We start from the raw sequence: 11,329 nt of genomic DNA, 5'->3' as shown, positions 1-11,329 counted from the left end.
GCCCCGGCGGCGACCGCCGCGGCGGTGATCGCGCCCCCGGCGACCGTGCAGGACAGGGCCGCGGCGGCGGCGCACCAGGCGCCGGTGCGCCGCCCGCGTCCGGCGGGCGTGACGTCGTCCATGCCATTTCTCCGATGTGTCGGTACAGCCTTTCGCGCTCCAGCCGTCAGTCTTTCGCGGTGCCGGAAAAGGCAAACCGGTACAGCCTAAAATGATCACCACAATGCGAATATGGCCATTGTCAAATAGGCGGCCATCTGCGCATCTTCCGGAAAATGGCGGACGGAGTGCCCGGCGCCGCACGGTCAGGGCCGGGCAAATCACCGTCCATCATTCGGCAAACGTGTTTACCGGTGCGCAGTACGGAAAAATCAGGAGGTAATCAGGCAACTCGGGGGTGTTCAACGTGCAGGTGCAGACACAGGTGCGGGAACTCATGGGCATGAGCGTGACCGACACCCACGGCGCCAAGGTCGGCACGGTCAAGCAGGTCTACCTCAACGACGACTCCGGCGCGCCGGAGTGGGTGACGGTGCACACCGGATGGTTCGGGATGCGGGAGAGCTTCGTCCCGCTGTCCGGCGCCCGCAAGGCCCAGGACATGCTGCAGGTCCCCTACGACAAGGAGACGATCAAGGGCGCGCCCAACGTGGACGCCGACGAGCACCTCTCGCACGCCCAGATCGTCGACCTGTACCGGCACTACGGCGTGCGCCCGCCGAGCGGCCGCCGCACGGAGGGCGGCGAAGGCACGGCCGAGGGACGCGCCGAGGGCGGCGCGGACACGGGGACGGCCGGCGACCGCGACATGGCCGGCGGGAAGGGCATGGCCGGCGGGCAAGGCATGGCCGGCGAGCGGGCCGCGTCCGACCAGGGCACGACCGGCGCGCAGGGCAGGGCGCCGTCCGGCATGGCCGGCACCACCGGCGGCACCGGCGAGGCGGGCACCACCGGCAAGACCGGCACCGGCACCCCGGGCACCACCGGCACCGCGGGCACCACCGGCGCCGCCGGGATGGCCGTCCACCCCGAGCGGGACAAGCGCGGCGAGCCGCTGCCCGCCCAGCCCGGCGCCCCGATGACCGAGATCACCCGGTCCGAGGAGCGGCTGCGCATCGACACCGAGCGGCACGAGTCCGGCCGCGTGCACGTCCGCAAGTGGGTGGAGACCGAGATGGTCGAGCGGACCGTCCCGGTCAGCCACGAGGAGATCAAGATCGACCGGGAGCCGATCACGGACGGGCGGCCCGGCGTGCAGGTCACCATCACCGAGGACGACCAGGAGATCATCCTCTACGAGGAGCGCCCGGTCGTGGCCAAGGAGACCGTCCCGGTGGAACGGCTCCGGATCCGCACCGAGCAGGTGCAGGACGAGCAGACCGTCCGCGGCGAGCTGCGCAAGGAGCGCGTCGAGGTCACGCGCGACGACGGCACGCACGCCGAGCACGGCGAGGGCGGCGGGCGCCACCCGGGCTGAGGCCCGGTCCCGCACCGCCCGGCACCTCCGAGCACCGGACCGTACGCGCCCGGTCGGCCCACCACCCGCAGGCCGGCCGGGCGCCCCGGTGCGCCCGCACCCCGGTCCGGGACAGTGCCCGTCTGGAGCAGTGCCCGTCCGGAACGGCGCGCGTCCGGAACGGCGCGTCCGGAACTGTGCCCGTCCGGAACAGTGCCGGGCGTACGATTCCGGACATGCCGACCGTCGCGCTCGCCGTCAGCGAAGGGATCACCCTGTTCGAGGTCGCCGCGCCCTGCGAGGTGTTCGGCGTCGACCGCGGCCTCGCCGACCCCTGGTACGACTTCACCGTCTGCGCCCCCGCGTCCGTCCGGCTCGGCGGCTGGTTCCAGGTGGAGGCCCCGCGCGGGCTCGACGGGCTCGCCGCCGCCGGCACCGTGATCGTCCCGGCCTGCCGGAACGTCCTGGAGGAGCCGCCCGCGGACCTCGTCGCCGCGGTCCGCGACGCGCACGACGCCGGCGCCCGGGTGGTGTCGATCTGCACCGGCGCGTTCGTCCTCGCCGCCGCCGGGCTGCTGGACGGGCGCCGCGCCACCACCCACTGGATGCACGCGGCGCACCTCGCCGAGCTGTACCCGCGCGTCGAGGTCGACCCCGGCGTGCTCTACATCGACGACGGGTCCGTGATGACGTCGGCCGGCAAGGCCGCCGGCATGGACCTGTGCCTGCACATCGTCCGCCTCGACCACGGCGCCGCCGTCGCGAACGACCTGGCGCGGCGGCTCGTCGTCCCGCCGCACCGGCCCGGCGGGCAGGCCCAGTACATCCCCGCGCCCGTCGGGCCCGGCCGCGAGCACGCGCTCGCCGGCCTGCTCCCGTGGGCGCTCGCCCGGCTGCACGAGCCGCTGACCGTCGAGGACCTCGCCCGCCGCGCCGGGATGAGCTCCCGCAACCTGGCGCGGCACTTCCACGCCGTCGCCGGGACGACGCCGCTGCAGTGGCTGCACGCCCAGCGCGTCCGCCGCGCGCAGGAGCTGCTGGAGACCACCGACGACGGCGTCGACGTGATCGCCGACCGGACCGGCATGGGCACCGCCGCCACGCTCCGCCGCCATTTCCACCGCGTCCTCGGCGTCTCGCCGGACGCCTACCGGCGGACCTTCCGCGCCTCGGCCATTCCCGGCTGATCACCCGGCCGCTCGACCGGTACGGCGCCGGTGCGGGGGTCTCCGGCGCGGGACCGTCCGGTGCGGGCCAGCGCGGCGAGGGTCAGCGCGGCCAGGCCCGTCATGGCGAGCAGGAGGACGGGCGGCGGGGCGAGCCGTCCGGCGGCGGCCAGCGGGAACGGCACCGCGAAGCCGACGTAGGAGACGGCCTGGTAGACCGACGTCAGCGCGGCGAGACGCTCCGGGCGGGCGAGCCGCTGCACCTCCTGCAGCCCGCACACCTGGCAGCACCCGTACGCCGCGCCGAGCACCAGCGCCGCCGCGACCACCAGCACCGGGCTGGACGCGGCCGCCGCGCCGGTCGCGACCAGCATCCCGGCGGTGACGAGGCCCAACGCCGTCATGAGCAGCCGCCACGGCGCGCGGACCCGGCGGGCGAGCGGCTGGACGGCGATCCCCGCCGCGGCCGTCAGCGTCGTGACGGCCGCGCCGAACACGAGGGCGTGCCCGCCGAGGCGGTCGCCGACCAGCCCCGGAAGGTACGCGAGCGCGACCGACGCGGACCCGAACACCCACGGCGCCAGCGGCACGACCACCGTCCGGAACCGGCGCCCGAGCGCCTCGGGGACGCGCAGGGCGTCCCGCAGGAGGTCCGGCGCGCCCGTCCGGCGGCCGGTCTCCGGGGCGCGGGCCGCGAGCGGCAGCGCGAGGCAGGCGAGGAGCAGGTGCGGGACGTACGGCGCGACGGTCGGGGCGGGCGCCCACTGCGCGAGCAGCCCGGCGGCCAGCGGCCCGAGCCCGAACCCGACGCTCATCGCGATCGTCAGCCGGCGCGGCGCCGCGCCCGCCGCCGTCGCCGACAGCTCCTTGATCCAGGCCGCGCCGGCGCTGAACGCGGCGCCGCTCGCGACGCCCGCGACGAGCCGTCCCGCGAACAGCCATCCGGAGCCCGTCCCGCCGAGGACCAGCAGGACCGTTCCGGCGGCGGACGCGGCGAGCGCCGGGACGAGCACGCGGCGGCGGCCGAGGCGGTCGGAGACCGGGCCGCCGAGCAGCAGCCCGGGGACGAGCCCGAGCACGTACATGCCGAACGTGGCCTGCACGGTCGTCGCGGAGAGGCCGAGCCTGGCCCGGTACAGCGGCAGGAGCGGCGCGAACTGCTGCGCGCCCCACCCCACCGTCGCGACGGCGAGCCCGGCCCTCCACCAGGACCGGCCGCCGATGCCGAAGTCGTTCATGGCGCCATGCTCCGCGGCGGGCCGGGCCCCGCACGAGCGGCTGGAACGACAACCTCCGCGCAGTTTCGGACGCCCGAGGTGTCGGCCGCTGTCGGGACGGTTGCGCGAGCGGCCACGGGGTGGATGTAGGGCATGCGCGGTCGGGGGCGGCGTGGGAGGGAGCGCGGCCGGGTGTGGCCACTGGGCCGGGACGGGCGGCCGGGCGGTGCGCGGCCGGGCAGCGCGAAGGCGGGCGGGGCGACCGGCGCCCGACCCGTCCGACCGGCTTATTTCGGCCGATAATTTAAATAGTGAATTTAGCCGCCGTCAAGCCGTCCGGCCCCATGCTTCGACCAAGATCATCAAGGTCGGGCGGGGGGTCCTTGACAGATGATCAAGGCCGGGGGAGGTTCCTTCTGACGCTGCAGCCCGCCGCAGGGGTCATGGCCGTCCGGGCGCGCCGTGACCCCGTCCGCCCACCTGCGGACACGCGCGGGCGCGCGGTCCACCGGGCCGCGCGCGTCGCCGTCGCCGTCACGACCCAGGAGGGATCTTGCGACACCCCCACACCCGAACGGCCACCCGGATCAGGCGTTCGCTGATCGCGCTCGCGGTCGCCGCCTCCGCCGTACCCGCGGCGTCCGGCCCGGCCCTCGCGGACGCGCCCGCCTCCGCGCCCTACCTCAACCCGCGGCTCCCCGTCGCCCAGCGCGTCTCCGACCTGCTCGGCCGGATGACGCTCGAAGAGAAGATCGGCCAGATGACGCAGGCCGAACGCGGCGCCATCGACTCCGACCCGAGCCAGATCACCGGGCTCGCGCTCGGCTCGGTGCTGTCCGGCGGCGGGTCCGTGCCGGCCGACAACACCCCGTCCGGCTGGGCCGACATGGTCGACCGGTACCAGGCCGCCGCGCTCAAGACCCGGCTGAAGATCCCGCTGCTGTACGGGATCGACTCGGTGCACGGCGACAACAACCTCGTCGGCGCCACGGTCTTCCCGCACAACAACGCGATGGGCGCCACCCGCGACCCCGCGCTCGTCCGCGAGGAAGAGCGGATCACCGCCACCGAGACGCGCGCGACCGGCCCGCAGTGGGTGTTCGCGCCCTGCATCTGCGTCTCCCGCGACCTCCGCTGGGGACGGACATACGAGTCCTTCAGCGAGGACCCCGCGCTCGTCATCAAGATGGAGACCGCCCTCGAAGGCTTCCAGGGGCGCACCACCAAGGACCTCGCCGACCCCGCGCACGTCCTCGCCACCGCCAAGCACTACGCGGGCGACGGCGACACCAAGTACGGGTCGTCCACCAGCGGCACCTACACGATCGACCAGGGCGTCACCATCACCGACCGCGCCCACTTCAACAAGATCGACCTGGCGCCGTACGTGCCCGCCGTGCGCAAGTACCACGTCGGCAGCATCATGCCGTCGTTCTCCAGCGTCGACTGGACCGAGGACGGCGTCGGCAACCCCGTCAAGATGAGCGCCAGCAAGGAGCTGCTCACCGACGTCCTCAAGAAGAAGATCGGGTTCGACGGGTTCCTGATCAGCGACTGGGAGGCCATCCACCAGCTCCCCGGTGACTACGCCGCCCAGGTCCGCACGGCCGTCAACGCCGGCATGGACATGTTCATGGAGCCCTACAGCGCGCCGCAGTTCGAGCAGACCCTCCTCGCCGAGGTGAAGGCCGGACGCGTCGCGACGTCCCGCATCGACGACGCCGTGGCCCGCATCCTCAAGGCCAAGTTCGAACTCGGGCTCTTCGAGCACCCCTACACCGACCGGACCAACATCAAGTCCGTCGGCTCGCCCGAGCACCGCGCCGTCGCCCGCCGGGCCGTCGCCGAGTCGCAGGTGCTGCTGAAGAACTCCGGCCGCGTCCTGCCGCTGAAGAAGTCGCAGCGCATCTACGTCGCCGGCGTCAACGCCAACGACATGGGCAACCAGGCCGGCGGCTGGACCGTCACCTGGCAGGGGGCCTCCGGCAACACCATCCCCGGAACCACGATCCTGCAGGGCATCAAGCAGAACGCCAAGAACGTCACCTACAGCGCCGACGCCTCCGCGCCCACGGCCGGCAGCGACGTCGGAGTCGTCGTCGTCGGCGAGACGCCCTATGCCGAAGGCGTCGGCGACGTCGGCAACGGCCACACCCTCAACCTGTCCGACACCGACAAGGCCAACATCGACAAGGTCTGCTCCGCCATCGAGAAGTGCGTCGTCCTGGACGTCGCCGGGCGGCCGCAGATCGTCACCGACGAACTGCCGAAGATGGACGCGTTCGTGATGTCGTGGCTGCCCGGCAGCGAGGGCGCCGGCGTCTCCGACACGCTCTTCGGGAACCGTCCGTTCACCGGCCGCCTGTCCTACACATGGCCGCGCAGCGAGTCCCAGGAGCCGATCAACGTCGGCGACAAGAACTACGACCCGCTGTTCCCCTACGGCTACGGGCTCCGCACCCACCGCTGAGCCGCCCGCCCTTCCGGCGCCGCGGGCTTCCCGCCCCGGCGCCGGAAGGCCCGGCCGCCTTCGAGCCCTCGCAAGCATGGGGCCGCACGACCTACCCGAGCACTGCCCGCGCTGGCCGCTCAGGCCCCCATGCTGAGCGTCCCGTGACCGACTCGCCCGAGGAGCACTCCCTAGCCGGCGGACTGCGGAAGGCTCTCCCTGGCCTTCACGTAGTCGCCCGTCGGAGCGCCCTCGTCTCGGCGGTAGACCAGATGCACAACGCCGGTCGTGAAGGTCTCCGACGAGATGAGCTGCAGCGGCAGCGGCGCGTCCACGTCCTCGAACAGCCGCATCCCCGCGCCCACGGCGATCGGATGGACCAGCAGGTGCAGCTCGTCGAGGAGTCCCGCCGCCAGCAGCCGCCGGACGAGCGACACCGACCCGCTGATCGCGATGTCCGACGTCGACGGTTCGTCCTTCAACGCCGTCACGGCCTCGATGAGGTCGCCCTCGAGCTGCTCGGAGTTGCGCCAGGTGAAGTCGAGCTCCTGCGTCGACACCACGATCTTGCGGGCGTCACCGAGCTTCTTGGCGAACGCCGCGTCCTCGGCACCGGCCTTCTCCCGCTCCGGCCACGCACCCGCGAAGCTGTCGTACGTCCGGCGGCCGAGCAGGAGGGTGTCGGCCGAGCTCATCTGCGCGTCGACGGCCTCGCCCATCTGCTCGTTGAAGTACGGGAAGTGCCAGTCCTGCGGGTTCTCGACGACTCCGTCGAGCGAGATGAACAGCCCAGCGGTGATCTTCCGCATCCTGATGCTCCTTGGACGATCGCGATGATTCACGGTGCTCACGGGGTTCGACCAGCGCCGTCCTCAGAACTCATCGGCCGCCCGCAAGGAGGGAGACCGGGCTGGTGAGCGCCGTTCGAGGACGATCCCGAGAACGCGTACGACCCCCGAGGCGCGAGCGCAATTTGGGGTCCTGGCTGGGGGCCGCCGAGGGCAGATGGCCCGACTACATGGCTGACAGCGTGACGAGACCGAGTCTGGAGTCGGCGATGGCGACGCTGGCCTCCCAGATTCAGCGCGGTCAAGACCGTCAGGAGGCGTGGCGGCTGCGCCGCTGGAGGCGATGTGTGGCGGGACAGCGCCACAGGAGCGGTGGCGCCAGTGTGCCCAAGGCGGTGCGGCTGTGAGGCCAGGCGGTGCGGGGCCGGATGTTGGTGGTTGGGGTGACGCGTGAACTGGTGAGGGGTAACGAGTCTCGCGATGACGGGCGAGGGGCGAGGGGTGACGGGCGAGAGGTGACGGAGTGACGAGGTGATGAGGTGGCGAGGTGGTGAGGTGACGAGGTGGTGAGGTGGTGGGGACGAGGCTGCGGGGTGGCGGGGTGGCGGGGTGGCGGGGTAGCGAGGGGTGAGGCTGCGGGGTGGCGTCGTGAGACGAGGCCGTAGGTAGGCAAGGCGAGTGTCGTAGGCGGGGTGGTGCGGTGCACGAGGTGTTGGGGGCGAAGCGGTGGATGAGGTGTTGGGGGTGAGCGGTGCGCAACAGTGTTGGTGGAGCGAAGCGGTGCCCGAGGTGTGATCGAGATCTGGCTGGGCCAAGCGGTGTGCGAAGTGTTGTGGGGCGAGATTGGCTGAGGCGGTGTGATGTGGCCACAGGTAGGGGTGCTACGTGCCCAGAGGCGAGGCAGCGGTGGCGCTTGAGGGGTGACGGTAGCGAAGTTGGGCCGAAGTGCGGGGGGAAGAGAGTAGGTGCCTCTGTGTCGCAAGGCCGAAGGTCAGAGCGCACGTTCGGAAGTCATAAATATGAATGTTCGAAAGAATGACAAGAGGGGTGTTCGGGTGGTGGGGTGGCGCTTGCGTACGGGGCCGCCCCTCCAAAGTCAAGGGCGCCTTCGGCGTCGCTTCGCGATGGACTTCGTCCACCCTTGACTTTGGAGCCTCTGCGGCCCCTAGGCAGGTGATGGGGGCAGGCTCCGCCTGCCCCGCCCCCGGGTCGCGCCACCCCACCACCCCCTCCGTCAGGAACCAAGAGGCGAGACTTCCACCTTCCGCGAGGCGCGAAGATCGGCAATGGCCGCGCGATTCGGCCGCCTTTCCCGCCGAAAAGATACCGAGAAGAATGTGGCCCGAACGGCCTTGAACAGCTTCGAATGTCAGTCACGCAGGGTACTATTTACGTATGCAATCAGTGACGGTCGAGGTTGAGGCCGCGTCCACCATGGAACTGGTGAACGCGCTCTCGGCCATCGCCACTGAACTCGCATCGCGAGGAGCCCCCGAATCAGCGGCCGCGTGCCTGGAACTCACCGAAACCCTGGTGGCCGCGTCCGATCTGCAGGAAAGCGTCCTCGCCGGATTCATCGGCCGAGTCGACACCGCCGGAGAGCAGGCCCGGTGGGGATATCCCTCCACCCAAGCATGGCTGCGATCGCGGCTGGGCATGCGCGACAGCCGCGCCAAGGAGCGCCTCACCCTCGCCCGGCAGCGCCACCGCCTACCGGAGGTCTGCGCACAGCTCGCGGCCGGGGAACTGTCCTACGGATACGCCGCCACCGTCGCCGACTCGGTCTCACGCCTCGACGACCACGACTGCGCCGAGGCCGAGACAATCCTCCTCGGCTTCGTCGAGCAGGGCTTCTCGGCCGGGAAGCTCGCCGCGTTCGGCCGCCGCATCCGCGACCTCATCGCCGAACGCGACGACACCGAAGACGCCCCCGACGAGGACACCAAGCGCGGCTACGACAAGTCCTGGCTGACGACCACGCGTTCCCTGGACGGCGGCCGCTACGTCAAGGGCTGGCTGAACCCCGAAGACGCCGCGATCTGGGACGGCAGCCTGGCTCCGCTGGCCAAGCCGGCCGGGCCGGACGACCGTCGTGACCTCGCCGAGCGGACGGCGGCGGCGCTGTCGAGCGTGCTGTCGGGCGGGCACAAGGCGTCCAAGGTCACCGTCATCTGCGACCTGGACACCCTCACCGGCGGCAACGCCCCGGCACGCCTCACCGACGGCACCCCCATCCCCGCCGCACAAGCCCGCCGCATCGCCCTAGCCGCCGGAGTCTCACCCCTCCTACTCGGACGCGGCAACACCCCGCTCTACCTCGGCTACCGCGAACGATTCGCCTCCGCAGCACAACGCCAAGTCCTGGAGACGCTCTACCCCTCGTGCGCGGTACGAGGCTGCGAAGTGCCCGGGACACTGTGCGAGGTCGACCACGTCCACGGATGGGCGCTCGGGCGATCGCCCACCGACATCGACCAACTCGCCCTCACCTGCGGATGGCACAACCGCTTCAAGCACAGTCGCCCCGACCAGATCCAGATCACCAAGGATCAGGACGGGCGATACGTCTACCGGCTACTCCCACCGGCCGACTTCAGAGGATCCGCGACCGGGGCCGGACCACCAGGCAACATCGGCCCACCCGACTCGGCCCTCGACTGGGCCGCATAACCACCCACCACCGCAACACCGCTCCCAGCCGTGCCCTGTGCCGGTCCGCCCGCATCCACACCGATGACGGGCGGCCCCGGCATGCCCACACGCCAGGCGACCACCTCACATCAGTTGCGGGTGCCCCACCAGACAGCTCTTTGCGGAGACCGCTCCCAGTCACCCGGCCACTACGCCGCCCAGCAGCACCGACCAACACCGCCCCGGACCGAACCGCATAGCGGCCTCACCACCGCCAAACACCTGTCTATCCCGGCCCGCGCCGCGCGCAGGTTCACCCGCAGCCGCCACCCGCGACGGGTGAGCCAACCTGCCTCCATGACGGTGCGGTCCCGACATGACAGCGCGATACACCAAGGCAATAGCCAAGGCCGCCTGTCGAATGCGGCACGCCAACACCCCACGGCCCGCAATGCCAGTGACCCAGCAACACACCCACATCGGGGGGCGGCTCGTTTCCGATCAGGTGTTGCGGTGTTGCCCTTCGGTTCTCTTCGCACCTTACGGAAGACGGTGGTGGGGTGGCGCGACCCGGGGCGGGGCAGGCGGAGCCTGCCCCTAACGCGGCCCCGTACGCAAGCGCCACCCCACCACCCGAACACCCTTTTCGTCGTTTATCGCGAGACCATCACATGGCCCGTCCGATACCCGAGCAAGGTCAATGCGATGCCCTAGCGCAGGGCCGCCGCTAACGCTTCCACGTCCATCGCCCGTACGGGAAAAATGATGATTGCCTAATGCGCCTTGTGCTGCTTCAGTCTTAAGAACGTTCGATGCCCGGCGCCCTAAGGAAGTCCTCAGTCTCTATCCACAGCCTGTGGATTCGACTCATTGGGCGGGCGCACCAGGAGCGGAGTCGCTGCGCCAGCGCATAGACGACCTCCCGCTCTGATCATTTCAGGCCGTGGCAGCCGCCCCACTCGTGGTGCCCCCACTGGCCCCGCTGGCCCCGATGCCCGGCAGGGCCTGGGGTAGGTCGGTGATGCCGTCGGAGGCCAGGAAGTGGCCGGCGCCGGGGACGATCTCGGCGGTCGTTCCGAGCAGGCGTGCCAGGCGGTCGGTGTGGCCGGTCGGGACGTACGGGTCCGCGTCGGAGCGGAGGATGGTGAGCCGGTCGACGTGGGCGGCGAGGCCCTCGACGTCGCAGCCGTCCGCGATGTAGGCGTCCAGTTCGGGGAGTGCGGGCAGCGGGTCGACGAAACCGGCGACGAGCACGAGGGCGCCGAGGCGCCAGGGGGACGGGAGCGAGCGCAGGTAGCGCAGGACGGTGAGGCAGCCGAGGCTGTGCGCGACGATGACCGTGCCCTCGTCGGGGGTGCCGACGTCGGCGCGGACGGCGGCCGTCCACTCGGCGGGGTCGGGGGTCTCGGGGGTCGGGAGTGCCGGGATCGTGGTGGGGACGCCGGTCTGCCGGAGCCGCTCGGCGAGCCGGCCGAACCAGTGGTCCGCGGGGGTGGCGCCGTAACCGTGGATGATCGACGCGCGCCGCCCGGATGTCGGGGTCGTCATGCCACGGGACGGTAGGGCCTCACATCGGTGTGAGGGTCAAGCCGGGGGCAAGGCGGGCCTGATTTGGGTTGGTT

At 71.6% G+C, this 11,329-nt stretch carries 7 protein-coding genes; 4 read left to right on the top strand and 3 right to left on the bottom strand.

Annotation, left to right across the window (positions count from 1 at the left end):
- Positions 1-406 precede the first annotated feature (406 nt).
- Together amrb99_RS36605 and amrb99_RS36600 are read left to right on the top strand one after the other, a co-directional pair.
- Positions 407-1,477, top strand: coding sequence for a PRC and DUF2382 domain-containing protein (locus amrb99_RS36605; RefSeq protein ID WP_347257008.1), 1,071 nt, complete (start codon positions 407-409; stop codon positions 1,475-1,477).
- 215 nt (positions 1,478-1,692) lie between these two features.
- Positions 1,693-2,643 (top strand): helix-turn-helix domain-containing protein, encoded by a 951-nt coding sequence (locus tag amrb99_RS36600; RefSeq protein WP_190865019.1) that lies wholly within the window; start codon positions 1,693-1,695, stop codon positions 2,641-2,643.
- Here the strand turns inward: amrb99_RS36600 and amrb99_RS36595 are convergent.
- Positions 2,604-3,860: an MFS transporter gene (locus tag amrb99_RS36595; protein WP_190865016.1), complete on the bottom strand. Its 1,257-nt coding sequence runs from the start codon at positions 3,858-3,860 to the stop codon at positions 2,604-2,606. The two genes, amrb99_RS36600 and amrb99_RS36595, sit on opposite strands and share 40 nt — an antisense overlap.
- 532 nt (positions 3,861-4,392) lie before the next feature.
- On the opposite strand from amrb99_RS36595, the gene amrb99_RS36590 reads away from it, so the two are divergent.
- The gene (locus amrb99_RS36590) at positions 4,393-6,309 is read left to right on the top strand and encodes a glycoside hydrolase family 3 protein (RefSeq protein WP_241756267.1); all 1,917 of its coding nucleotides are present in this window, start codon (positions 4,393-4,395) and stop codon (positions 6,307-6,309) included.
- A 170-nt stretch (positions 6,310-6,479) separates the two neighbouring features.
- Here the strand turns inward: amrb99_RS36590 and amrb99_RS36585 are convergent, their stop codons facing one another.
- Positions 6,480-7,097 carry a dihydrofolate reductase family protein gene (locus amrb99_RS36585; protein ID WP_190865014.1) on the bottom strand — a complete coding sequence of 206 codons (618 nt, stop codon included), beginning with the start codon at positions 7,095-7,097 and terminating at the stop codon, positions 6,480-6,482.
- Positions 7,098-8,471: 1,374 nt separating this feature from the next.
- Here amrb99_RS36585 and amrb99_RS36580 point away from each other — a divergent pair.
- Entirely contained in the window at positions 8,472-9,746 is a 1,275-nt protein-coding gene (locus amrb99_RS36580; RefSeq protein ID WP_190865012.1) for an HNH endonuclease signature motif containing protein, read from the top strand.
- An 897-nt stretch (positions 9,747-10,643) separates the two neighbouring features.
- Here amrb99_RS36580 and amrb99_RS36575 read toward each other — a convergent pair.
- The gene (locus amrb99_RS36575) at positions 10,644-11,255 is read right to left on the bottom strand and encodes an alpha/beta fold hydrolase (RefSeq protein ID WP_190865010.1); all 612 of its coding nucleotides are present in this window, start codon (positions 11,253-11,255) and stop codon (positions 10,644-10,646) included.
- Positions 11,256-11,329 lie beyond the last annotated feature (74 nt).

The organism is Actinomadura sp. RB99 (genome assembly GCF_014706005.1).
GTDB lineage: Bacteria > Actinomycetota > Actinomycetes > Streptosporangiales > Streptosporangiaceae > Spirillospora.
The sequence above is the reverse complement of the archived record's forward strand: the minus strand, read 5'-3'. Positions and strand labels throughout refer to the sequence as shown.